This is a genomic window from Halobaculum sp. P14, assembly GCF_051195155.1.
Lineage (GTDB): Archaea > Halobacteriota > Halobacteria > Halobacteriales > Haloferacaceae > JBNTKA01.
The window spans coordinates 213,021-236,559 of record NZ_JBNTKB010000005.1 but is presented as its reverse complement, the minus strand read 5'-3'; the positions used below and the strand labels follow the sequence as shown (position 1 = coordinate 236,559).

General features: G+C 66.6%; 25 protein-coding genes and 1 pseudogene. 14 read left to right on the top strand and 12 right to left on the bottom strand.

The genetic code is table 11. The features are described 5' to 3' along the window. Nucleotides 1-7 precede the first annotated feature (7 nt). On the bottom strand, nt 8-844 hold the full coding sequence (locus ACQUS7_RS11505; protein ID WP_435147129.1) for an MBL fold metallo-hydrolase: 837 nt from the start codon (nt 842-844) through the stop codon (nt 8-10). Nucleotides 845-1,178: 334 nt separating this feature from the next. Between ACQUS7_RS11505 and ACQUS7_RS11500 the strand changes: the two genes are divergently transcribed. Continuing rightward, nucleotides 1,179-2,069 (top strand): SIR2 family NAD-dependent protein deacylase, encoded by an 891-nt coding sequence (locus ACQUS7_RS11500; protein WP_435147127.1) that lies wholly within the window; start codon nt 1,179-1,181, stop codon nt 2,067-2,069. Between the two features lie 257 nt (nt 2,070-2,326). Here ACQUS7_RS11500 and ACQUS7_RS11495 read toward each other — a convergent pair. Continuing rightward, a pseudogene (locus ACQUS7_RS11495) lies at nt 2,327-3,941 on the bottom strand (transposase); the annotation flags it as partial. 156 nt (nt 3,942-4,097) lie between these two features. Between ACQUS7_RS11495 and ACQUS7_RS11490 the strand changes: the two are divergent. The 9 genes from ACQUS7_RS11490 (at nt 4,098) to ACQUS7_RS11450 (ending at nt 11,313) form a co-directional block, all read left to right on the top strand. Beyond that, the gene (locus ACQUS7_RS11490; RefSeq protein WP_435147124.1) at nt 4,098-4,808 is read left to right on the top strand and encodes a HEAT repeat domain-containing protein; all 711 of its coding nucleotides are present in this window, start codon (nt 4,098-4,100) and stop codon (nt 4,806-4,808) included. 357 nt (nt 4,809-5,165) lie between these two features. After that, nucleotides 5,166-6,380, top strand: a complete 1,215-nt coding sequence (locus ACQUS7_RS11485; protein WP_435147122.1) for an ABC transporter substrate-binding protein — start codon at nt 5,166-5,168, stop codon at nt 6,378-6,380. Then, the gene (locus ACQUS7_RS11480) at nt 6,367-6,774 is read left to right on the top strand and encodes a hypothetical protein (RefSeq protein WP_435147120.1); all 408 of its coding nucleotides are present in this window, start codon (nt 6,367-6,369) and stop codon (nt 6,772-6,774) included. The genes ACQUS7_RS11485 and ACQUS7_RS11480 overlap by 14 nt, the downstream gene beginning before the upstream one ends. Further along, nucleotides 6,775-7,890 carry a FecCD family ABC transporter permease gene (locus tag ACQUS7_RS11475; protein WP_435147118.1) on the top strand — a complete coding sequence of 372 codons (1,116 nt, stop codon included), beginning with the start codon at nt 6,775-6,777 and terminating at the stop codon, nt 7,888-7,890. Then, nucleotides 7,890-8,819: an ABC transporter ATP-binding protein gene (locus ACQUS7_RS11470; protein WP_435147116.1), complete on the top strand. Its 930-nt coding sequence runs from the start codon at nt 7,890-7,892 to the stop codon at nt 8,817-8,819. Before ACQUS7_RS11475 ends, ACQUS7_RS11470 begins: the two co-directional genes overlap by 1 nt. Next, nucleotides 8,819-9,070: a hypothetical protein gene (locus ACQUS7_RS11465; RefSeq protein ID WP_435147114.1), complete on the top strand. Its 252-nt coding sequence runs from the start codon at nt 8,819-8,821 to the stop codon at nt 9,068-9,070. The genes ACQUS7_RS11470 and ACQUS7_RS11465 overlap by 1 nt, the downstream gene beginning before the upstream one ends. Further along, nucleotides 9,058-9,735, top strand: a complete 678-nt coding sequence (locus tag ACQUS7_RS11460) for a DUF7260 family protein (protein WP_435147112.1) — start codon at nt 9,058-9,060, stop codon at nt 9,733-9,735. Before ACQUS7_RS11465 ends, ACQUS7_RS11460 begins: the two co-directional genes overlap by 13 nt. Next, nucleotides 9,695-10,069 (top strand): metal-dependent transcriptional regulator, encoded by a 375-nt coding sequence (locus tag ACQUS7_RS11455; protein WP_435130181.1) that lies wholly within the window; start codon nt 9,695-9,697, stop codon nt 10,067-10,069. Before ACQUS7_RS11460 ends, ACQUS7_RS11455 begins: the two co-directional genes overlap by 41 nt. 53 nt (nt 10,070-10,122) lie before the next feature. Further along, nucleotides 10,123-11,313: an SLC13 family permease gene (locus ACQUS7_RS11450; protein WP_435130184.1), complete on the top strand. Its 1,191-nt coding sequence runs from the start codon at nt 10,123-10,125 to the stop codon at nt 11,311-11,313. Nucleotides 11,314-11,457: 144 nt separating this feature from the next. On the opposite strand, the gene dph2 is transcribed toward ACQUS7_RS11450, so the two are convergent. The 4 genes from dph2 to ACQUS7_RS11430 form a co-directional block, all read right to left on the bottom strand. Continuing rightward, on the bottom strand, nt 11,458-12,495 hold the full coding sequence (gene dph2 / locus ACQUS7_RS11445; RefSeq protein WP_435130187.1) for a diphthamide biosynthesis enzyme Dph2: 1,038 nt from the start codon (nt 12,493-12,495) through the stop codon (nt 11,458-11,460). Between the two features lie 108 nt (nt 12,496-12,603). Continuing rightward, complete coding sequence (locus ACQUS7_RS11440; RefSeq protein ID WP_435147108.1) at nt 12,604-13,614, bottom strand: sodium:calcium antiporter; 1,011 nt, start codon at nt 13,612-13,614, stop codon at nt 12,604-12,606. A gap of 105 nt (nt 13,615-13,719) precedes the next feature. After that, entirely contained in the window at nt 13,720-14,343 is a 624-nt protein-coding gene (locus ACQUS7_RS11435; protein WP_435147106.1) for an RAD55 family ATPase, read from the bottom strand. Between the two features lie 8 nt (nt 14,344-14,351). Next, nucleotides 14,352-15,098 (bottom strand): MinD/ParA family ATP-binding protein, encoded by a 747-nt coding sequence (locus tag ACQUS7_RS11430; RefSeq protein ID WP_435147103.1) that lies wholly within the window; start codon nt 15,096-15,098, stop codon nt 14,352-14,354. 124 nt (nt 15,099-15,222) lie between these two features. Here ACQUS7_RS11430 and ACQUS7_RS11425 point away from each other — a divergent pair, with 124 nt between their 5' ends. Continuing rightward, on the top strand, nt 15,223-16,161 hold the full coding sequence (locus ACQUS7_RS11425) for a DUF7547 family protein (protein WP_435147101.1): 939 nt from the start codon (nt 15,223-15,225) through the stop codon (nt 16,159-16,161). Nucleotides 16,162-16,493: 332 nt separating this feature from the next. Continuing rightward, complete coding sequence (locus ACQUS7_RS11420) at nt 16,494-16,886, top strand: winged helix-turn-helix transcriptional regulator (protein WP_435147099.1); 393 nt, start codon at nt 16,494-16,496, stop codon at nt 16,884-16,886. A gap of 36 nt (nt 16,887-16,922) precedes the next feature. Here ACQUS7_RS11420 and ACQUS7_RS11415 read toward each other — a convergent pair whose 3' ends face one another. The 6 genes from ACQUS7_RS11415 to ACQUS7_RS11390 form a co-directional block, all read right to left on the bottom strand. Continuing rightward, complete coding sequence (locus tag ACQUS7_RS11415; protein ID WP_435130207.1) at nt 16,923-17,324, bottom strand: nucleic acid-binding protein; 402 nt, start codon at nt 17,322-17,324, stop codon at nt 16,923-16,925. Continuing rightward, nucleotides 17,321-18,478 (bottom strand): thiolase C-terminal domain-containing protein, encoded by a 1,158-nt coding sequence (locus ACQUS7_RS11410; RefSeq protein WP_435130210.1) that lies wholly within the window; start codon nt 18,476-18,478, stop codon nt 17,321-17,323. The genes ACQUS7_RS11415 and ACQUS7_RS11410 overlap by 4 nt, the downstream gene beginning before the upstream one ends. 70 nt (nt 18,479-18,548) lie before the next feature. Beyond that, nucleotides 18,549-19,469, bottom strand: coding sequence for a glycosyltransferase family 2 protein (locus ACQUS7_RS11405; protein ID WP_435147095.1), 921 nt, complete (start codon nt 19,467-19,469; stop codon nt 18,549-18,551). A 121-nt stretch (nt 19,470-19,590) separates the two neighbouring features. Further along, the gene (locus tag ACQUS7_RS11400; protein ID WP_435147092.1) at nt 19,591-19,992 is read right to left on the bottom strand and encodes a YlbF family regulator; all 402 of its coding nucleotides are present in this window, start codon (nt 19,990-19,992) and stop codon (nt 19,591-19,593) included. Nucleotides 19,993-20,143: 151 nt separating this feature from the next. Continuing rightward, entirely contained in the window at nt 20,144-20,404 is a 261-nt protein-coding gene (locus ACQUS7_RS11395; protein WP_435130219.1) for a hypothetical protein, read from the bottom strand. Nucleotides 20,405-20,427: 23 nt separating this feature from the next. Beyond that, nucleotides 20,428-21,432, bottom strand: coding sequence for an FKBP-type peptidyl-prolyl cis-trans isomerase (locus ACQUS7_RS11390; protein WP_435130222.1), 1,005 nt, complete (start codon nt 21,430-21,432; stop codon nt 20,428-20,430). A gap of 147 nt (nt 21,433-21,579) precedes the next feature. Here ACQUS7_RS11390 and cyaB point away from each other — a divergent pair, with 147 nt between their 5' ends. Together cyaB and ACQUS7_RS11380 are read left to right on the top strand one after the other, a co-directional pair. Further along, nucleotides 21,580-22,149 carry a class IV adenylate cyclase gene (gene cyaB, locus ACQUS7_RS11385; protein ID WP_435147088.1) on the top strand — a complete coding sequence of 190 codons (570 nt, stop codon included), beginning with the start codon at nt 21,580-21,582 and terminating at the stop codon, nt 22,147-22,149. Between the two features lie 73 nt (nt 22,150-22,222). Beyond that, complete coding sequence (locus ACQUS7_RS11380) at nt 22,223-23,422, top strand: methionine adenosyltransferase (protein ID WP_435130228.1); 1,200 nt, start codon at nt 22,223-22,225, stop codon at nt 23,420-23,422. Nucleotides 23,423-23,539 lie beyond the last annotated feature (117 nt).

The window sequence follows — 23,539 nt, the reverse complement described above, 5'->3', positions numbered from 1 at the left end:
CGGCCGCTCAGAGGTCGACGCGGTCGCCGATCTCGACGACGTCGAGCCGCTCCGGGTAGTCGAAGCTCCGGGCGTGGTCGTGCAGCGCCGTCGGGTCGGCGGTCAGCCCCTTCCACATGTCCCAGTGGCTCGGCAGCAGCCGGTCCGTCTGGAGCGCCGAGGCGATCTCGACCGCCTCGTTCTCGTCGCAGTACCACCGGGTCCGCTGCGGCTTCCGCGTCTGCTTGTCCGGGACGTTTCCGACCGACCCGAACGCGACCACCGCGAGGTCGATGTCGTACCGATCGCCGAGTTCGGCGAAGCCGTCGTGCGGTTTCGTGTCGCCGCCGTGGAACACGGTGCCCGCGTCGTGCTGGATGACGTAGCCGACGGGGTGGCTCGCGTCCGGGTCGTGGACGCCGACGACGTCGACGTCGAACTCGCCGACGCTGAACGAGTCGCCCTCCTCGATTTCGACGAACTGGTCGTCGTCGACGTCCCAGTTCCCGGTCCAGTCCTCGTCGTCGGTGACGGCGAGCGAGTCGTCGGCGGCGTAGAGGTCGGCGCCGGAGTTCGCCAGCAGCGGCGCCTGCGACGGCCCGTGGACGTGGTCGGTGTGCTCGTGGGTCGCCAGCACGGCGTCGGCGCTGTAGACGTCAGCCGGGTCGAACGGCACCGGAATCATCCGGACCGTCCGCGGCGGGTCGCCGACGCCGACGTACGGGTCGACCCACAGCGTCGTCTCGCCGCGCCCCTTGAGCGCGAAGCCGTTACAGCCCAGGTACCAGACGGCGACGCCGTCCGGATCGGAGCCCTCGATGGTTCGCGGCAGCCAGTCGCCCCAGTCGGATGTGGTCTCTGCCATACCGGCCCGTCCGGCGCCGCCGACTAAGCGTTGTCCACTCGGACCGAGCGGGCCGGACGGCGTGGACCGCCACCGGACGAATCCCTGACCACGCCTCCCGACGCGGTTCTCATCGCCGCGAACCCCGCCCAAAAGCATATACCGGGCCGCCCGCTCGTCCGTGCTATGAGCACGCACGACCGGAACACGGCCGATTTCGCCGCGATGACCCACTCGATGGGTGAAGCCGTTCCTCCGTTTCGGCGCGTCGTCGGTGACTTTTACGCCGACTGACCCGACGCGCGACGCCTGACCGAACGCGCTCTTTTTCCATCGGTGCGCCGCACGACGACGCATGCCCGACCGACGCGACGACCGAACCGACCACGGCGACCGCGACGGCAACTCAGAGGCGGACAGCGACCGCGACGTCGACGATGCGTTGCTGGCGCGGTTGGCCGCCGACGTCCGGGACGCCGACCGGGTCGTCGTCCTCACCGGCGCCGGCGTCAGCGCGGCCTCCGGCGTCCCGACGTTCCGCGGCGAGGACGGAATCTGGGGCGACGAGTTCGACCCGGACGACTTCCGGTACGGCCGGTTCCGCGACGACCCCGCCGGATTCTGGCGGGACCGCCTCGCGCTCCACGACCGCATGCACGGCGACGGCGTCGAGCCGAACGCGGCCCACAGGGCGCTCGCCGCCCTCGAAGCCGCCGGCGTCGTCGACGCCGTCGTGACCCAGAACACCGACGGACTCCACCGCGCGGCCGGCAGCGACCCGCTCGAACTCCACGGCACAGCCTCGCGCGTCGAGTGTCAGCGCTGCGGCGAAACGGCCGACGCGGCGTCCGCCCGCGCCCGTGTCCGGGCAGCCATCGACGACGACGCGGGCTCGGCGGCCGACGACGCCGCGACCGATGAATCTCGCTGCGTCGACCCGGAGTGCCCGCCGACGTGTGAGGCGTGCGGCGGCGTGTTGAAGCCGGCGGTCGTCTTGTTCGGCGAGCCGCTCCCGAGAGCCGTGTTCGCGGACGCGCGTCGGCAGGCCGCCGCTGCTGACGTGTTCGTCGCCGCCGGGTCGTCGCTCACGGTCGAACCGGCCGCGTCGCTGCCCGCCGAGTGCGACGGGACGCTCGCCGTCGTCAATTTCGACGAGACGCGGCACGACGGGCGCGCGGACTACGTGTTCCGCGACGACGTCACGGCGGTTCTGCCGGCGCTCGCGGCGGCCGTGCTGGACGAGTAAAACACGCCGACTGCGTCGGGAATCGAAGAAACAGCGGGTCGCTGCGGGTAGCGACTACCCACAGTTTCGGAGGATGGGCCAGTTTTGGGCTGGGCCGCCGTCTATTCGTGTTCCATTCACCAATTGAGCAGCTATTTTGAACAGTCCTGATCCAATCTACCAAGAGAACGTCCAAAATTTCTCAGATTCTGGCGCTGCTGAACAGCGTTACCACTCTCTGGTGGCGAACTCGGTAAGGGAAGCGACCGGTCAGTCGGGGGGATCAGCGCCGAAACGACGACTTCGACACATTCACCCGCGGTCAACACGGGCGCATAGTCCATCTCGCCGTCAACGCCAGCTTTCAGCAGGAAGTCCGTGAGCCGCCAGATGTTGTAGAGCAAGACCGCGAACACGAAGTAGAACAGCCTTACACGGTAATCCTTCGAGGAGGTCTTTGCGAGGAAGTCGTTCTTGATGCTCTTGTACTCGTTTTCGATCTGCCAGCGACAGCTGTAGCGGCGACAGAACGACTCGGCCTCCTCGGGGCCGATTCGGAGATTCGTGGCGAAGACAGTCGTCCCCTCACCATTCGTCGACGGCACGTACAGGAACTGCATTAAGTGACTTCCTGATTCGACGTGAACGGACGCCGATTCTACCGCGACGGCTTGTCCGTTGGCCTCCATTGTTTCTATGGCTTCCCGCTCAGTGCTGTTGATTCGAGTGGGGATGGGATAGTTCACGCCGAGATTCGAGAGCGTCTGGTAGACTCGCTTAGAATCGAACTCGCGGTCACACAGCACGGTCTCTACAGGGACATGTTCTTTTTGCTCGTTGAACGAGCCGCCGAACAACACGGTGAACCTAATTCGGCGGATTCCTATCCCACGCTGAGCTCTCCCGAATCGGCTCGACAGCGAGTACCAGCGGAATGTTCTGGCCGATAATCGAGAGTGTCGCAAATTTGAATGCTCGCTCTTCCTCACCCTGCACCCCACTGACCATCGGCATCTCCTAAACGTCGCCGTAGTACGGAATCGTCGTGATGTCGATTGCTGCAGTGACCGGACGCCGAAACGATGCCTCCGAGGCGATAGCCGAGAGCAATCGGTCGCTCGCCTGATCGAAGCCCTCGATTAGCGCTTCCGGCTCGAATTGCTTGACCGCTCGCAGGTGCGTGTCACCATGCGGGCCATACTCTTCCCCCCGTCGGAACTGAAACCGTGCAGCTCCCTGCGCAGTCCCACAACCGACCATTCCCATGAACGTCTGTAACTCGAAGAATTGCACGTCTTCGTAAGAGGCGTTCTGCGCTCGACCAGAGTCGAATCCGTCGAAACCGTGGTCTCGTGCGAGGCGTGTTGTCCGGCGAATCTGTTCGTCCGAGAACTCAGTGTCCGTAGACTCGACCTGCTCATCGTCTTCAGCTGACCCTGACTTCGAGTCAGTGACCTCCTCTTTCGGGCGTACTGCGGAGACAGCAGGACCGTGGTCATGGATTTCCTTGACGACGAAGTGGGCGGCGACGGTCACGTACTCACGGACGCCATCGTCGAATCGGTTCCTCCAAGCGCGAGAGAGGACGGCCTCATCGGGCACGTGGTTTATGCCGAACGGTTCGGCGAGTTCCTGATACGTTTCGAGAGTTCGGTAGCTGTCGCCCGTGATTTCCCGATAGATGAACAGTCGAAGCATCCCCACAAACGAATCGGGCGCTGGGTGCCAGTCCGGGTAGCCGTCTTCTAGATGATTCATGTAGATGGTAACTTCACTCACAGCCGCCCGGAGAGACTCTCCATCTCGCAGCGTCTCCCTGAGTTCGATTCCAGTTTTGTAGGCGTGAGTCATCCGGCAGGCGCGGTCCGAGAGCGGGTCCAGCGTCTCCGACATCGCTTCGCACTTGTATCGGCGTAATAGAAGTGGTCGCGGTCTTGTTTCTATCAGTATCCTCCGTCGATAGAGACGTTCAGTAGGGCCCTCCCACGCCAGCGCAGAATCACCGGATTGAAGCGATTGGTCGTGAAAGTCAGTCACATACCCTCCCTGATGAGTGAACCAGATCAGCCGCCAACACCCGATCGCCTGACTTCTCTTCTCGAGGAGCGAGACCACCAGGAGACGGTGGCGTGTCTCGACCGGCTCGGCGCGGCTGATGCTGAGACTCGCAAGCGTGCGTTACGAGCGGTCCGGAATGTCGCTGAAGAGCCACCGGGATCCTTCGACGGCCTCGCTCGCCCACTTTCGACGTTCCTAACTGACGAAGACCGCGCGATCAGATTAACGACCGCGAAGCTGTTCGTCACGCTCGCGCAGTCTGAACCGGCAGCCGTCCTGCCAGCCGTTGACGCGCTCGCCGGGCGGCTGGCCGACGACGAGGAGTTCTACTACGTCCGGGCGCGAAGTGCGGAAGCACTCGGCTACGTCGCGGTCGACTCGCCCGAGGAAGTCACTGATCCGGAGACGCTGGCCGACCTTCGCATCGGCTTGGAGTTCGACGAACCCGAAGTCAAGGAGAAACTCGCGAAGGCGTTGGCCCACGTCGCCCTCGGCGACCCGCGTCGGCTTCGTCATCGGGTCAACTCGTTGGCCGAGCACCTCGACGACGAGAACGAACTCGTCCGATACCACCTCTGTACGGCACTGGTAGTCGTCGGGTGTGAGTATCCAGACAAGCTGGCCGAGGCAGCGGAAACGCTCCAGGAGCGACTCGGTGACGAGAACCCGTACGTGCAGGGGCGGGCGGCCGAAGCGCTCTGACTACTCGCCACGTCCGAGACTGCCGTTGGGGCAGAGTTCGACCTCGATGATGGTGCGGGCACGCACGAGGACCCGCCGACCTTCCTGGTCAACCGACTGTCGTTCTGCCGACGGCAGCTAGCCAGCGACCAGTCCGCGGACGCACCCGAGGGGGTCGGCACGATTGAGTCGATTCGAGACGGTACGGACGCCGTGGTCGAGGAAATGACTGCTCCTGACGGCGATGCGTGTCCGCACTGTGGGCTCGACCTACCTGAAAATGGGCCGCCGATGTGTCCACGCTGCGGTGCGTCTCGCTGACATTTTGGCCTGCCTAAACTCGGAACGTTTTTGTGTATTTAGGCGAGCCTAAATCGTATGGCAGACGATTCCAGCGATCACGGGACACCAACGCGGCGTGACTACATGAAGTACGGCGGCGCGGTCGTTGGCGGTAGCCTCTTGGCAGGCTGTTCCGGCGGGAGCGGAGATAGCAGTCCCGAAGGCGAGACGTCGACAGACGAAACAGCGGAGTCATCCGGGGACCAGTCATACTCGGTCACAATCGAGCCGACCGGACGAGTAGAATTCGACGAGGTACCTGAAACGTGGGCGAGCTTGGACGCTGCCGAAGCGGACATGGCATACGCACTCGGACAGGGTGACGGACTCGTCGCATACGGTGAACCCAAAAAGCTCGCTGGATTTACACGTTGGATGGACCAACTTCCGGACGTGACGTTCGATCCGACGGACGCAATCCAACTTAAAGTGGATGGCACCGTCGACCCGGAACTGTTCTACGAAGCGGATGCGGATGTCCATCTCATCGATCCAAACACACTGCGAATCGGCGACGGAGCACGCTGGAGTAATGAAGAGATCGGTGAAGTGTCGGATCGAGTTGGCCCGTTTATTGGGCACTTTAACCGGGCACCACGTCCCGAAGGGTATCCCGAGTATCCGATGTATTCGCTGTACGAACAGTTCGAAAAGTACGCCCAAGTGTATCAACAACAGGAACGATTCGAAGCGTTCGAAACGGTTCATGACGAACTCCTCTCTGAGATCCGACCGGAACTTCCGCCCGAGAGCGAGCGCCCAACTGTTGGAATGTTTACTGGGGGTTTCAAGCCGGATGAAGGTCGGTTCGATGTACGGGATTTTACTCGGGGTGGAACTGAGGGGAAGCAATACCGTGACCTCGGCGCAATAAACGCGTTTGAGGACGCACTTGAGGGACGATCATATAAAGCGACTATCGACTACGAACTCCTGTTGGACGTTGATCCGGATGTCATTCTCATCCAGTGGGGTGCGGAACACCCGAGGGAGCGATACGAGAACCGTTTCTTCGAACCGCTCAGAAAAAACGAGTTTGGCGCACAGCTCACTGCAGTACAAAACGGCCGACTGTATATGGGTGCTGACCCGGCACAGGGACCGATTTTCAACCTGTTTAACACCGAAATGCTTGCCAAGCAGCTCTATCCCGAGCAGTTCGGAGAGTGGAAAGGACTGGGGGAGCATACCGACGCAGAACGACTGTTCGACCGCCAGCGGGTTGCAGACATCATCAATGGGAACATCTGAAACCACCGAGTACGATATCGTCGTCATCGCCGTCGGCCACGGGGCTCGCGTCGGCCTCGATGTCGTCACCGACTACCGCCGGGTCGAAGAGGGACTGTGGGAGGCCGCCGCCGACCACACCGACTGGGTGGTCCAGCAGGGTCGCTACGCCGGTGACGACTGGCTCGAACGCAGCGCCGAGTACACCATCGAGTCCGCTCCCGACGGCCTAGACGACGAGTTCGTCCAGCGCAAATCCCACGAGCTCGCTAAGGGGCAACAGGGCTGGCAGGTCGACGAGGCGGAAGTCGAACACCGTACTGAGCGTGCCCATCGACGGCTACTCGACCACGTCGACGACGACCTGATCCGAGAGTACGCAGCCGATCTCGACGTTCCGGAGGTGCCCGGATAGATGGCGACCGAAACCGCCTCAGAAACCGATGCGACCAGCTGGCGCGAGCAGTGGTTCGGCTGGTTCGACGGCTCGCTGTTCACGCTCATCGTCGGCAGCCTCGCCGTCATCGTCGGCAGTGGCCTCGTGCAGGTGAGCTTCGGCGCGTTCTCGATGAGTATCGTCGAAGCCTGGCAGGCCGTCTTCAACCCAAACGTTATTTTCAACGCCCAGGCGTGGGAAGCGTTCCTGCTGGGCGGCGAGATCCCGGAGATGAACAAGCGCAGTCTCATCGTCTGGAGCATCCGGCTGCCACGCGTGTTCGTCGGGGTGCTGGTCGGAATGAACCTCGCCGTCTCGGGGGCGATCTTCCAGTCGGTCACCCGGAACGAACTCGCCAGCCCGTTCATCCTCGGCGTCTCCTCCGGGGCAGGATTAATGATCCTGCTGACGCTGGTCGTCTTCTCGGGGCTGGCGGCGTTCCTACCGCTGATCGCCTCCGTCGGCGGTGCTGTTGCGTTCCTGATCGTCTATGCCATCGCCTGGAAGAACGGCACCTCGCCCGTCCGACTCGTGCTCGCGGGCGCCATCGTCGGCACCGTCTTCGGAAGCGTCCAGACGGGGCTGTTCTTCTTCGCCGACGACATCGGCGTCGTCCAGTCCGCCATCGCCTGGACCACCGGCTCGCTGACGGGCACCGACTGGGAGCAGGTGCGGATGGCGCTGCCGTGGACCATCGTGGCGATGGGACTCGCACTAATCAGTTCCCGCCAGCTGAACGTCCTCCTGCTCGGGGAACAGACCGCGAGTTCACTGGGGATGAGCGTTGAGAAAGTTCGCTTCGCGCTCTCCGGAGTCGCGGTGCTGGCCGCGGCTGCGAGCATCGCGGTGGCGGGGATCGTTGGCTTCGTCGGTCTCATCGTCCCGCACATGGTGCGCAACATCGTCGGCAGCGATTACAAGAAACTCGTCATCGGCTGTGTGTTCGCCGGCCCGGCACTGATGGTCGCCGCCGACGTGGGAGCGAGACTCGCGCTCAATCCCGTCCAGATTCCCGTCGGCATCGTCACGGGGCTGATCGGCGGCCCATACTTCCTCTACTTGATGCGCAAGCAGGACGAGATGGGTGAAATCTGATGTCACACGACCAAACCACGGATCCGCGGACGAACGGGAGCAGCTCAGCGAGCACAACCGACGAGCAGTCCGGCAGCGAAACCGATAGAAGTCTCGACGGTGAGGAGCTCGTTCTCTCGTATCCGAGTAGCGACGGTCCGATCATCGACGGCGAGTCGATCACGGCCAAACCGGGAGCCGTGACGGCGCTGATCGGCCCGAACGGCTCCGGCAAGAGCACGCTCTTGAAGGGACTCGCCGACCAGCTCGCCCCCGATGCTGGCTCCGTGCTCGTCGACGGCCGAGCGATCGAGACGTTCGACAAGAAGGAGCTCGCTCGGACGATGGGGCTGCTCTCACAGGAGAGCACCTCGCCCAACAGCATCACCGTCGAGGACCTCGTCTACCACGGCCGCTACCCCCATCGCGGGTTCTTCGAGAGCGTCACCGACGAAGACGAGCAGGCCGTCGAACGTGCCATGGAGCTGGCCGGCTGTGAGCATCTGCGCGACCGCGAAGTGGGCAGTCTCAGCGGCGGGCAGAAACAGCTCGCGTGGATCGCGATGGTGCTTGCCCAGGACACCGACGTGCTCCTGCTCGACGAGCCGACGACGTTCCTCGATCTGCACCACCAACTCGAGGTGGTGGAGATCGTCGAAACCCTCGGCACGGAGAGCGACATCACGGTGGTCGTCGTCCTCCACGACATCCAGCAGGCAGCACGGCTCGCCGACGAGATGGTCGTTGTCAAGGCGGGCACGATCCAGGCCCGGGGAACACCCGAGGAGGTCATTACCGAGGAGCTGCTCGCGGAAGTGTTCGAGATCGACGCCGAGATCGATCTCACGCCGCGTGGCCCACGAATCGAGCCGCTCAGAGCGCGCCACGACGACGAGGAACGCGAACGGCCGGCCAAGCCTGTCGCCCAGGCCGACGGCGGGGAGGACTGATGGCCGCCAGCGACGAGTTCGAAACCGAACTGGACGCCTACCGCGAGCAGGTCGAGCGTCCCCTGTGGCGACTCTTCCGCGCCTATACACCCGACCACGCGCTGTGGCTCACGATTGGTCTGGTCACGAGCGTGCTCGCGTACGGAACGGTACTCGTGACGCCCATCGTGCTCGGGACGACCATCGACGCGGTGTTCACCCAGGAGAGCGCGTACGCGCTGCCAATCGTCCCCGATGCGTGGTTGCCGTAGCACTGGCGCCGACGACAGAGGCGTCGTTCACTCCAGAACTCAAAGAGATGGTTCTCGCCGAAGCGCAATCCCGACGGGCGGAAGCGACCGCGTTACAGGACGCGCTGGAACGCGAGGAGACCCACCTCAAAGAGGCGGCTGCGGCGGTCGATGACATCATCGCGTGGATCGTCAACGCGAACGAGACGCCCCTAACCGACTTCGGCTTCGACGCGTTGCAACAGCGCCACGAGATACTGGCCAGCCATCGCGCCTCCTGTGAAGATGTGGCCCGCGACCGCCAGGAATTTCTCAAAGAGACGACAAACGACGGTGTCGACGCTGGTGTCCGCCACCAAAGTCTCATGCCGTACCTCTATCAGGATTTCCGGTCGACCATCCGGTGCTCGCAACGGTCGCGACGCTCGATGAAACGTGTGAAGAAAGCCAACGAACCGTGCGAGACCACCTGGTCCGGAGGGCATGACCGATGGCTGACGGGCCGCGTCGACAACGGGAAAAGGCGTGTGCGTGGGTGTATCTCGCGCTCTTCGGAGCCGATAGCGAACCGACCGACACCGAGACGGAGTCAACTGATCAGACCAGGGAGTCAACTCAAGAGTCGTCAGGCGGTCCTGAGGCGAGATGAGCGGGGCAGACCAATACTTGCTGGCCGTGTATATTGAGTCACAGCGAAATGGAGCACCAGTCTCCTCGGGAGCCGTGGCTGACCGACTGGACAAATCCCCGGCATCAGTGACGGAGATGTTCCCGCGACTCGACGATCATGGGTTGGTGGGATACGAGCCGTACAAAGGGGCCACACTAACGGACGCGGGGCGCGACCGGGCAGCAAACCTGCATAAGTCGTATGTGACGCTCTCGTGGTTCTTCCGGAGCGTGCTCGAACTGGAGACGCACGAGTCGGAGGCGATGGAACTGGCTGGGGTGATCGATCCGGGCGTGACTGACCGACTCGTACAGCTGCTACCAGCTGAGGACTCCAGCTGTGGATCGTGAATCGAGATCGAAATCTGGTGGGTTCACAAGGGGACTGGACGGAGTATCGCTGAATGGTTTCGGAGACGCTGATAATTGGCTTGGTCGGCCTCACGTTCGGCCTGCTCTTTTTCCGCCAGATTCGCGTGTATCCGCTCACCCGTGCCGTCACGGCGGCGACCGGGGCGGTCGTCGTCGTCGCGCTCGGGGCCATCTCACCCGAACGGGCGCTCGCGAGCATCGATACCGAGACGATTTTGCTCCTGTTCGGAATGCTCGCACACGTCGAAGCGCTCTCTCGAAGCGGCTTCTACCCGTGGGCGGCGACGCTCCTCGTGCGGCGAACTGGGACCGTCCGGCGACTCGTCATCGGCACGCTCTGGGTCGCCGCCGGACTCAGCGCGCTCGCACTCAACGACGCTGTCGTCCTGTTGATGACGCCCGTGTTGATCCAGGCGGTCGAGGAGACTGACACGACGCCGACCGGACCACTGATTGCAGTTATTCTCGGGGCGAACATCGGGAGCCTCGCGACACCGCTCGGCAACCCCCAGAACGCGTACATTCTGAGTCAGAGCGGGCTCTCGACCGTCGCGTTCGTGGCGACGCTAGCTCCCGTCGCGTTCCTCTCATTGCTCGTTACGAGTGTTCTCTTGGCCGTCAGATACGACGGAACGGCCGTTCGATCAACGGTGTCGCTGCCCGATCTCGATCGACAGTGGGCGCTCTCCAGCAGTGGATTTCTCCTCGCGACGTTCGTACTGTTGGCAGTGTTCCCAGCGACTAATGCGGGCATCGTTGCGGCTTCGATGGGTGTGCTCCATCTTGCGTGGCTACAGCTGTTCCGAAAAGTGCCGGGAAATGCGATCCTCTCGGAGATGGACTGGGGAATCCTCGTCCTCTTCGTGGGCCTATTCGTTCTCGTCGGGAGTCTCGAAGGGACCGCGCTGGTTGATCATCTCCGGACGGTCGAGGATGGAATCGGGTTCCCTGCCGTGATCTTTCTGCTCTCGAACGTCGTGAGCAACGTCCCGGCGGTTGTGCTGCTGTCGACGACGGTCACCGACCCGCAGTCATGGTACGTGCTGGCCGCGGTGAGCACGCTCGCTGGGAACGCCACGCCCGTGGCGAGCGCTGCGACGCTGATCGTTCTGGACCAAGCGAGTCGCCGCGGGATCGACATCTCGGCCGTTCAACTCGTTCGAGTTGGGTTCCCAATCGCGGTGGTGACGACCGCTGTTGCAACGGGATTACTTTTGCTCTGAGCGGGCGGAAGAGGCTGAACGGAAATGAAGTGTTCGGAGACAGCTCTTCGCCAGTCCGAGCTACGGCGTAGTTTCGGTCTTTATTTATTATAACGAGGAACGAGTAGAAGGCACGCATCAAATCCCTCCTCCGAGGTTGTGCGACTACCAGGTGCCGTGGAAGGTGTCGAATTCGAGGTCTTCGAGCGGCTTGTTGCCGACGGCGATCTCGTACTCGCCGGGCGTCAGCATCGGCTTGTGGAACTGCGGGCCGTCGTCGGTGGTGATGCGCGGGCAGCCGGTGTTGACGAACGCGTCGAAGTCGAAGTTGCGGAGGCGGTCCGGCGTCACCTCGTCCATCGTGATGAGGTGGGCGTTGTCGTTGTTCTCCACGATTTCTTCGGCCTTGTCGAAGCGGCCCTGCCCGATTTTGGTGCAGAAGATGACGCCGAAGGTGTCTGCGTCCATCGCGCGGTGGACGGCGCCGTAGCGCTGCTTCAGGAACTTCTCGGTGTCCGCGACGGTGACGACGTTGTTGACGGGGTCGGCGATGACGACGTTCTTGTCGGGGTGCTCCATCGCCAGTCCGAGCGGGTGGAACTTCCCGCCGCCGACGTACAGCACCTGGTCGGCGTCGATGTCGGCTGAGGCGTAGTTACAGCCGAGCACCTGCCCCTCGTGGGTGAGCCGGTCGTCGCCGCGGCGGGTGTGGACGTCGTAGCCGCGCTCCTCCAGCCAGTCGTACATGTCCTCGAAGAGGTTCATGTGCTGGGCCGTCGTGACCAGGCCGACGTCCGGGTCGTCGTCCGGGTCCGCGAGTTCGTCGAGCGAGTCCTCCATGATGGGGAACGGGTCGACGTTCGAGAACAGCGGGACGTAGATGATCTTGTCCGACTCCTTCATCGGCGAGTGACCGAAGTGGACGAACACGTCACAGCGCCGCATCAGGTAGGTGTCGAGGTCGCAGGCGCCGTAACACGGCTGCCCGGAGATGAGGTACCGGACGCCGTCGGTGAGTTCGCGGAGGTCGTCAGCGACCGCGGGGGCGCGGCGCTTCAGCCCCTCGGGGAACTGCAGGCCGACCTTGTCGGCGTCGCGCTCCTCGACCGCCTCCACGATGCGGTCGAGTTCGTAGTCCCACTCGCGGTCGTGCTTGAGGGACATCCCGGTGTTCGTGAGATCGCCCTCGCTTCGCTGACTCATTACGCCGGGGTAACGACCGGAGGCGGTTAAGCGCCGCGCTCCGCCGAGCGCCGAGAGAACCGGTGACACCCGACGAAAAGTGGGCGAGCCGCGGCGCCGACTCGCCGGTCAGACGCCGGGGACGATGGCCGTGATGCCGACCGTTTCGGTGACCATCCAGGCGATGAACAGGACGTACAGGCCGAGCAGCGACGTCGCCTCGCCGCGCGTCAGTTCGAGGTCCGTCCGGGTGGCGACGAGGAAGCCGAGCGTCGCGACGGTCAGAAAGCCCATCATCGGAACCGCGGTGGCGAAGTCGACCTCGGCGGACCCGGCGAGCAGCACGGCGGCCGGAATCGCGACGAGCAGGTCGAAGGTGTTGCTGCCGAGGACGTTCGCGAGGCTCGCGGTGCCGCGGCCGGCGTCGGCCGCGCGGACGGAGACGATGGCGTCGGGGAGGCTGGTGCCGGCGGCGACGACCGTGAGCCCCCAGATGGTCGACGGGACGCCGAGCAGCGCTTCGAGGTCGAGCGCCGCCTGCACGAGCAGTTCGACGCCGACGAGGATGGCGACCAGCGACCCGAGCAGCACCACCCACTGCTTGCCGGCGTCGACGTCGTCGACGTCCGGCGGCTCGAAGTCGGAGACGTCCTGGAACTGGATGAACACGTAGACTGCGTACAGCCCGACCGGGATGAGCGCGAGCGGCCGCGTCACCGTCGCGACGAGCCGCCCGGTCGGCGACGGGTGGTAGATGACGCCGAACGAGAACGTCAACAGCAGCACCGCGACCGCGAGCATGTAGAACTGCGCCTCCTTGTAGACGACGTCGCGGTTCGCGTCGACGCCGTGGCCCTTCAACGCCGAGACGCCCGGAATGACGAGGATGTTGAATATCGCAGACCCGACGATGGCGCCGACCCCGAGGTTGAACTCGCCGTGCAGCAGGACGGCGATGACGGAACTGGACAGTTCCGGGAACGACGAGCCGATTGCGGCGATGACGGCGCCCTGAACGACGGCCGGGAAGCCGTAGTAGGCGCCGAGCCGTTCGCTCGCGGTTTCGAGTCGGCCGCCGCCGAGCCACACCACCGCGGTTCCCGCCACGGCGAACGCGGCGGCGACGAACACGGAAGCCATGGTCGACGGTGACTTCCGCGGGAGTTGTAAATCCGTGGGTGGCCGCGCAGACTCCGCCGTGAGCCGCTCCGAGTCCTCCCTCAGAAGCTCCGATTCGCGTCGCGGTCAGGCGATGTCGCGGCTGGTGTCGATGGTGACGGACTCTTCGAGTTTCAGCTTGATCGTCTCGTCGAGCGCGCTGCCGCCGCGGAACTTCGGCACCGCGAGGTGGTTCACGACGTCGGTGCCGCGGACGGACGTCCTGAGGTCCCAGACGACGTCCGCGACGTGTTTCGTCATGGACCGCAGCGGCGGTTCGTTCTCCTTCATGCAGTGGAGGAACGCGACGCTGTTGGTGTTCACCATCGTCGTCTGGAGCTCGGTGAGGAACCGACGGTAGCGGCCGCGGTCGGCGCGTTCGAGCGGGTCCGCGACGTCGATGAGGAGGTTCGCCCCCTCAGGGAGCGTGCTGATGAGTCGGTTCGCGGCGTCGAGCGGCGCGTCGCCGCCGATGTCGCGGACCGTCGGGTCGCCGACGCTCGTCTTCGCGCGCTCCAGTCCATCCTCGACGGCCTGGTCCGACCGGAGCGTCGTGAGGTACAGCGTCCCGCGGGCGTCGGTGAGTTCGTACAGCAGCAGTTCCGACTGGCTCGCCGGGTCCGCCGTGAAACAGACGATGCTCCCGGCCGGGATACCGCCGCCCAACTGCCGGTCGAGCACGTCGACGCCGGTCGGGAGCCTGTCGGGCATACGTGCCGCTAACGCGGTTGGCCGGCATAACCGTTTTCACCACTGATAGGATAGTTGTCACCTCCTTCGGTCGACGCCGCGGTTCCGAGCGTCGATCCGACCCGCCGGTAGGCGGCGGCCACGGCGGCGCTCTCCAGCACGGGCGGGGGTGCGCGCGGGACTCGGCCGAGAACCGGGCAGTTCAGGGCGGCGTCGACGCCGGCCGGCACCGCGGTGGCTCTGGTCAGGACGGCGCCGACCACCGGCGTTCCGACGGCGCGCGCCATCGCCGCGGTTTTCGCCGCGTCCCGCAGCGTCGCCGCACACGGCTCCGCGACCAGCAGCGCGGCATCGGCCGCGCGCAGCGGAGCGACCGCGTCCGGCGCCGCTCCCGCCGGGCAGTCCACGAGAACCGTACCGTCGAACGCCCGCGCCGCAGCGAGCACCGACTCCACGTCCTGCAGGTCGGGTCCTGTTCGTTCGCTCGACCGTTCCGGCGCCGGGAGAACGGCGACGCCGTCCGAGACGCGGCGCGCGGCGGCGGCCGAATCGACCACCGCGCTATCGGCGCCGTCGGTGCCGTCGATACCGTGGGCGCCGTGGGCAGCCGCGTCTGGCCGGTCGGTCCAGCCGCGGTCGACGCCGGCGAGCGCGTGCAGGTCCGGGAGGTCCCAGTCGGCGTCTACGACCAGCGCGTCCGCGTCGAGTGCGCGGCCGATTCCGAGCGCGGTCGTCGTCTTCCCGCAGCCCCCCTTCCCGCCGGTAATCGCGAGCATAGCACGGCGTGGCTGCGTCCTCCGATTTGAACGTTCGCGTCGCGGCCGCTCGCCGGTCACTCGTCGAAGAGGCGGACCGGGGCCGCGGCGAGGATTTTTCGTTCGGCGGACACAACGACGCGGTATGACCGACAGCGACCCGGACGGGTCCCCGCGAGACGAGTCCGGCTCAGGCCCGACGGACGAGGACCTCGCCGCGCTCGTCGACGACCTCTCCGACACGCTCCGCGACCTCCGGCGGGAACTCGGCGAGCGAGAACCGGGGGACGGCGGCGCCGACCGCGACGCCGAACGGTCGGGTCGGCGCAGGTCGACTCGGCGCACCGGTCGGTTCCCGCCCCGGCCACCGCGGCTCGGAGGACTGGTCCGGTTCACGAACGACTACACGATTCCGTCGCTCATCGCGACGCTCGAAGCGACCATCGAACTGCTCGAACTGTTCCGCCGGTTCCTCCAGCTCGCCGGGCCGCGAGACCTGGATTCCGGCCGCGTCACCGACCCCGGAGGCGGCCGGGGCCGCGGCCCCGGCTCGCTGCTCTCCTCCGGCGTCTCGTCTGCCGGGGAGCGCGCGGCGGCGGACGTCACCGACGCGCTCGGCAGGCTTCGCACGGCGCTCGACGAGGCGGACCTCCCGGAGGACGAGGAGTCGCGCGACGTCGTGGAGCGCGCGCGCGACCTGAGCGCCGAAATCGAGCGGCGCGTCGCGGAGTCCCGAGATGCCGTCGCCAGCCAGCGCGACCGGGAACGCCGGACGAACCGCGGCGACGACGCAGTCACCATCGACGTTACCGACGAAGACGGGGACGGCGACGGTGACTCGGCGGACACCGGCAGCACCGACGACGGCCGGGTCAGCGGCAACGGCGACGGCGCGGGCGACGACGACGCGGACCGCGGCGACGACGAGTCACCGCAGGTGGACGTCGACGCCGAACTGGAGTCCATCAAGCGAACGCTCGGAAAAGCAGAGGGCCGCGACGTCGACGGGGACGGGGAGTCCGGCGGCGACGAGCCGCCCGCAGACGACTCGTCAGCCGACGAGTCCGGTCCCCGCGAGGACTAACCGGTCCTGACGAGAGTCCGGCGGGGCGTCAACGGCAGCCGCAGCAGTTCGACGCGGACGCGGCTCCGCCGGTGCAGACGGGGCACCGGCAGTGTCCGGCGTCCGCGGCGGCGAGCGCGAGCGCGACGCCGAGCGGGAGTTCGACTGGTTCTGACGGGTCGATACAGCAGCCACCGGGAGTTCGGTCCGACATGCGTCCCGACGGATGCGGGGGACGCGTATCGACCCCGGCGTCGGTTGTCGCCGCGGCGCAGTCCGGTCGGCGACGCGGGCCGCTGTCGCCGGTGACAGTCGGCGCCGCAGTTAAGACGTCTCCGCGGTTCGATTCCCGTATGTCAACTGGCGCTGCCGACTGGCGGGACTCCCTGACGGCGCTTCACGGGACGCTCTCGGGGAAGTACGCGCTGCACGTCGTCCGGGCGCTCGCCGACGGTCCGGCGCGGTTCGGCGACCTCCGGGAAGCGGTCGGGGACGCCCCGGAGAAGACGCTGTCCCGCCGGCTCCGCGAACTCCGGTGTCGCGGCTTCATCCGTCGCGACCTCGTCCCGTCGTCGCCGCCGTCGGCCGAGTACCGGCTCACCGACGAGGGCGACCGGCTCGTCGCGCTGCTCCGCGGGCTCGAAGCCGAGGTGGAGTACGTCGACTGCACCGCCTGCGACGACGACTGCCGCGTCGCCACGGTCGACGCCGACGCGACCGAGCGGGCGCTCGCCGAGGAGTGCTGAAGCGCCGCAGAAAACCGGGGAACGGGCTGAACCCGGCTACTGGACGGGGCGGAACCGGAAGCCGTCCCACTCCTGGCTCTCGGCTTCCCGGATGCCGGCGTCCGGGTCGCGGAGCTCCTCGCAGTACACCGGTTCGACTTCGTCGCCGATGTCGACGTCGCCGGTCGTCACCTGGCCGACCGCGCGCACCGGCTGGTCGTCGACGGTGAACTCGACGATGGCGAGGTGGTTCGGTTCGCGGACGCCCGGCGGCGTCGCCGTCGACGTCGTCCACGTCACCACCTCGGCGGTGTAGTCGGTGAGGTCGACCGTGCCCACCGGCTTCTCGCCCGTCGGACCGACCGGGTGCGCCGGGTAGGTGATGGAGCCGTCCGGGTAGCGCGCCGCCTCGAACGCGGGAGCGTCGGTGTCGTCGGCCGCGTCGCCGTCGGCGGTCATGCCTCCACCCCCTCCAGAATCGTGGTGGTGACGCAGTTCCCGAAGCCGCCGACGTTGCAGGCGAGGCCGACGTCGGCGTCGACCTGCCGCTTCCCGGCGTCGCCGAGCACCTGCTGGTACACCTCGTACAGCTGTGCGACGCCGGAGGCGCCGAGCGGGTGCCCCTTCGACTTCAGGCCGCCGGACGTGTTGACGGGGAGGTCGCCGCCGCGGGCGGTGCGTCCCTCGTCGGCCGCTTTCCACCCTTCGCCTTTCTCCGCGAAGCCGAGGTCTTCGAACTGCAGGAACTCGAGGATGGTGAACATGTCGTGCAGTTCCGCGACGTCGACGTCGTCGGGGCCGAGCCCCGCCATGTCGTACGCCTGCTCGCCGGACTGGACGACGCCGCGCATCGTCGTCGGGTCGACGCGCTCGTGGACGACGTGGGTGTCGGTGGCGCCGCCGACGCCGGAGACGACCGCGTACTCGTCGGTGTACTCGCGGGCGACCGACTCGGGGCAGAACAGCAGCGCGGCGGAGCCGTCGGTGATGGGGCAGAAGTCGTACAGCCGGAGCGGGTCCGCGACGATGGGGGAGTCCAGCACCGTGTCGAGGTCGACCTCCTTCCGGAACTGTGCGTGCGGATTGTCGACGCCGTGCCGGTGGTTCTTCACGGCGACCTTCCCGAGGCTCTCGCGCGGCGCGTCGTACGAGTCGAGGTAGAGCCGCGCCGTCAGTCCGGCGAAACTCGGGAGCGTCACGCCGTGTTTGTACTCACAGGGGTGGGTGAGCGACGCGATGACGTCGGTCGCCTCGGCGGTCGTCCGGTGGGTCATCTTCTCGCCGCCGACGAGCAGCGTCATGTCGGACGCGCCCGACGCGACGGACTGCCACGCGGCGTACGCGCCGGCGCCGCCCGACGAGGACGTCTGGTCGACCCGCGCCGTGTACGCCGGGACGGCCTGCAGGTCGTGCGCCAGCGCGTTCGGGACGCCGGTCTGCCCCTCGAACTCGCCGCTCGCCATGTTCGAGACGTACAGGTGGTCGACGGCGTCCGCCGGGACGCCCGCGTCCGCGAGGCACGCCTGGCCGGCCTCCGCCAACAGTTCGCGTATCCACGCGTCGCGCTGCCCGAACTGGGTCATCGACGCGCCGATGACTGCGACTCGGTCCATACCGTCCGGTTCGCGCCGTCCCACTTCGCCGTTTCCCCTTCGAGTCGCCGACCGCGTCGGTCGGCGCGGCTCAGTCGACGCCGCCGTCGACGACGTCAACGTCGAACAGCGAGCGCCACCGGTACCGGCGGCCGCCCCAGACGAACGTCCGGCGCGCGAGGCCGTACAGGAACAGCGGCGGCGTCACCACCGCCGACGGGTACGCCAGCAGCACCGTCCACCGACGAACCCCGAAGAAGGCGTACAGCGCAGCGGCCGCGGCCGTCGTCGCGACCAGCGCCGGCAGCGGGAACAGGACGCACAGCAGCGCGACGGCGACGGAGACCGCGAGGCCGGCCGTCATCCCGCGCGGCTCGTGACGGAACGCGATCTGGCTGAACCGGGCGTGCCGCTCCAGCGTCTCCGGGAGGCTCCCGCCGACGGCGACGCGGCGGACCCGCCTGAGCGGCGTGACGTCGAGGCGTTCGGAGAGCAGTCCGTCGTCGCTGACGGTCCGCCGGAGGTCCCGGCACAGCGCCGCTTCGTCGACGTCGTCGGCGTCGAACGTGACGGCGCCCGCCCACGCCTTCCCGCCGGTGTACGTCCCGAGCGTCCCGCCGAGCGCGTACGTCGGCTCCAGCAGCACGGACAGCGGGTCGCGCCCGACGAAGAACGGGAGTTCCGACACGGGTCCGTGTTCGGCGTAGTCGTCGTGCAGCGCCGCCAGCCAGCCGTCCGGGTGGGCGAAGTCGTCGTCGGTCCACACGACGCGGTCGTGCCGCCGCGCCTCCATCCCGGCCGCCACGGCGTTCGCCTTCCCGGAGCAGCCCGCGGGCTCGCCGGCGACGACGACCCGGACGCCCGGCGGTAGCGACTCCCGGTTCGCAACCGGGTCGTCGTCGGCGTCACAGACGACCAGCAGTTCGTCGTCGCCGCGGAGCTGCGCGGCCACCTCGTCGCAGGCGTCCGTCCACTCGACCGTCGGCAGCAGCACGCTCGTTGGCGGAGCCATCGCTCGTCGGTTCGTCGCCACGCGCAAAAACGTCGGGTGTCGAGACTGCGTCGGCACCGGCGTCGGCGCCGACGTATCGGTCGACGGGTGCCGGTCGCCTACTGCCGCTTCTCCGGTCGGCTCAGTCCTGACAGCAGCCGCCGGTTTCGCCGCCGAAGTCGACCGCGAGCGGCTCCGAGATGGCTTCGTTCAGCGCTTCGAGCCGCTCTTGCAGTTCGTCCTGCGCCTCGACGTACTCCTGCATCACCGGCATCGAGTGCAGTTCCCGCTGGGCTGCCTGCACCTTCTCGACCGTGTCGTCGTCGGCCTGCCCGGTCTGCCGGGCGAACGCGAATTCCTGGCGGAGCTGCTGGAACTCCGAAATCTTCTCCTGCGCCTCCTCGTCGGCCTCGACGGCGGCCTTCGCCGACTCGAACCGCTGATACGCCGGTAGCTCGGAAATCGCGTCACCGAGGTCCGCCGCGAGCGCCTCCACCTGGTCCGTCCCCGTCGCCTCGACATCCACGTCCGCGTCGATGCTCATGACGCCCGCTTCGGCGTGAAGCGGTTTAAAGCCTGTCAAGGCAGCACTCTGCGCTCACAATCGCTGCTATCGGTCGAGTCACGCGACCACGACCTGCAGTCAGTGAGTGCGGTAGCCGGCGGTCAGCGAGTGCGGAGACCGGCTCCCGCGGTCAGAACGCGACGACGTACGCCGCGGCGGCGACCGTCACGGCCACCGTCAGGACGACCCAGTTCCGGGTCGTGTCGAGCGGACCGTACGGCCCGCCCTTCCGGCTGAACAGGTAGAGGAAGTAGACGCCGAGCGGCGCCGCTCGAAACAGCGTCGGCACCGTGACGCCCGCGAGCACGTCGACGCCGAACGTCAGCGCCAGCGCGCACGCGGCAGCGACGCCGGCGACGAGCAGGTCGTCGCGGGCGGAGTCGAAATCCATGCGGAACAGTCGGTGTGGCTACGTTACTCGTCGGCGTCTTCGAGCTCTTCGACGAGCTCGTCGGCGTCAACGTCGACGTCGTCGAGGTCGGCCTCGTCGAGCGCCTCCTCGACGTCACCGCCGCCCATGCCGCCCATACCGCCCATCATGCCGCCCATGCCGCCCATCATGCCGCCGCCGGAGCCGTCGATGACCTCCTCGATGACCACGCGGTCGAGGTCGAGGCGGTCCATGACGTCCTGCGCGATCTGCTGTTTCGAGAACATCCACTGCTGGTTCATCTGCATCATCGGCGACGCCTCGATGATGAGCGAGCGCTTCTCGACCTCCTTGGTCTCCTTCTCGCGTTCGACCTCGCCGGTCTCCTCGTCCTCGTGGGCCTCGACGGTGACCTCCTCCTCGACGGTCTCCGTTTCGATGCGGACGTCCGGCGTCTCCTGGAGGTACATCCCGATGAGCGCCGCTGCCTGCTCCTCCTCGTCCTCGACGACGTCGACGATCTCGTACTCGTATTCGAGGTCGTCGCCGGCGAGCGGGTGGTTGAAGTCGACGCGGGCGCGGCCGCCGATGACCGTCTCGAGGTAGCCCTGTTCGCCGTCGATGGTGACCTGCGCACCGGGGTAGCGGTCGTCCTCGGGGATCTTGTCGGCGGCGACCGTCCGGACCTCGTCCGGGTCGAACTCGCCGAACGCCTCCTCGGCGGGGACGGTCACGGTGTTCTCGTCGCCGACCTCGCGGCCGACGAGGTCCTCGTCGACGGACGCGAACACGTGGCCCTCGCCGACGACGATGGTGCGGGGCGAGAAGTCGTACTCCTCGTCGTCGATGCCGGCCTCCTCTGCGACCTCCTGGCTCGTCGTGTCGACGACGCGGCCCTCCTCCTCGTCTTCGCCCGGAACGGTCCGGACCGTGTACTCGAGCTTGACGAAGTCGCCGTCCTGGATGCCGCCGTCCGCCGTCTCTGTCTCCTCGGCCTCAGCGTCGGCGTCGGCGGAGTCGGCCGCCTCAGCCTGCTCTTCTTCGCTCATGTCATCACCGTCGCCCGTCCGCTTCTTAACAGTCACGTTTCGACCGAGTCAGCGGCGCCGCGGATGCAGCCGCCCCGAATCGGCCTGCCGCGGGTCCACGACGCCCGACCCGGTCGGTTTTTGGGCGTGTCGACCGACGGCCAGTCCATGTACGAAGTGGAGGTGAAGGTGCGCGCCGACCACGACGCGGTCCGGCCGCGGCTGGACGAACTCGGTGCGGAGTTCGTCCGGGCGGTCACGCAGACGGACGTGTACTACGACGCGCCGCACCGCGATTTCGCCGAGACCGACGAGGCGCTCCGGGTGCGCCGAGAAGCGACAGAAGCGGACGGCGGCGAGCCGCCCGCGGGCGACGCCGTGACGAAGCTCACGTACAAGGGGCCGCTGCTGGAGGCGGCGTCGAAGACCCGCGAGGAGCACGAGACGTCGGTCGCGGACCCGGACGCGCTCGAGGGGATCCTGCACGGACTCGGCTTCGAGCCCGCCGCGACCGTCGAGAAGCACCGCGAGTTTCACGTGGTCGACGGCTACACCGTGACGCTGGACGCGGTCGACGGGCTCGGCGAGTTCGTCGAGGTCGAACGCGAGACGACCGAGGCCGACGTCGAGTCCGCGCGCGAGGGCGCCATCGAAGTACTCTCCGACCTCGGCCTCGACGCGTCCGACCAGATTCGGACGTCGTATCTCGGCCTGCTGCTCGCAGACTCTGCCGAGTAATACTCCGCAGTTATCGCATCAGCGGTAATCCTTTTCCGCAAGTTATACTGCTGGCCGCCGCAACTCGCCGGTAATGAGGAATATTCAGGTCTCGGAGCTCGACCGGAAGGCGGTCGAGGACCAGGACGTGGAGATCGTCGAGCGAAAGGGAATCGGCCACCCTGACTCCATCTGCGACGGCATCGCCGAAGCGGTTTCGCGGAGCCTCTCACAGCTGTATCTCGACCGCGTCGGCAAGGTGCTGCACTACAACACCGACGAGACGCAGCTGGTCGCCGGCCGTGCCGCTCCGGCGTTCGGCGGCGGCGAAGTGCTCGACCCCATCTACGTCCTCATCGTCGGCCGCGCGACGAAGAAGTACGACGGGCAGGCGCTCCCGGTCGAGAAGACCGCCGTCGAGGCCGCACGGTCGTACCTCAACGAGAACATCCCGGAGCTCGACGTCGGCACTGACATCATCCTCGACACCCGCATCGGCGAGGGCTCCGGCGACCTCCAGGACGTCTTCGGCGAGGAGAAAGTCGAGGTCCCGATGGCGAACGACACGTCGTTCGGCGTCGGCCACGCGCCGCTCACGGAGACCGAACGCATCGTCCGCGACGCGGAGCACGCGCTCAACGGCCCGTACGCGGACGACCACCCCGAACTCGGCCCGGACGTCAAAATCATGGGGAAGCGCGAAGGCGACACCATCGACATCACGGTCGCCGCCGCGATGGTCGACAGCTACGTCGACGACATGGACGACTACCGCGCCGCCGTCGACGACGTCCGCGAGTTCGTCGCCGACCTCGCACACGACCACACCGACCGCGACGTCAACGTCGACGTTAACACCGCAGACGACGTCGAGGAGGGCTCCATCTACCTGACGACCACCGGGACGTCCGCCGAACAGGGCGACGACGGCTCGGTCGGCCGCGGCAACCGAGCGAACGGGCTCATCACGCCGAACCGGCCGATGAGCATGGAGGCGACGTCCGGCAAGAACCCGGTCAACCACATCGGGAAGATCTACAACCTCCTGTCGACCGACATCGCCGAGTCGGTCGTCGCCGACGTGGACGGCATCCGCGACCTGCAGGTCCGACTGCTCAGCCAGATCGGCCGACCCATCGACCAGCCGCACGTCGCCGACGCGCAGGTCGTCACCGCCGACGACGTCGACCTCGGCGACGTCGAAGCAGCGGTCAGCGAACACATCGACGCGAAGCTCGCGAACGTGACGGACGTGACGCGGCGAGTCATCGACGGCGACCTCTCGACGTTCTAGGGCAGCGCTGGGCGGACACCGGCGGCGTCGCTGTTCGGCCTCGGCGCGTCGTCGCCACCGGAGTTTCGCTGTCCGACGCGCGACCGCTCTCAGGTCACGCGCCGTCTGGCCCCCTAA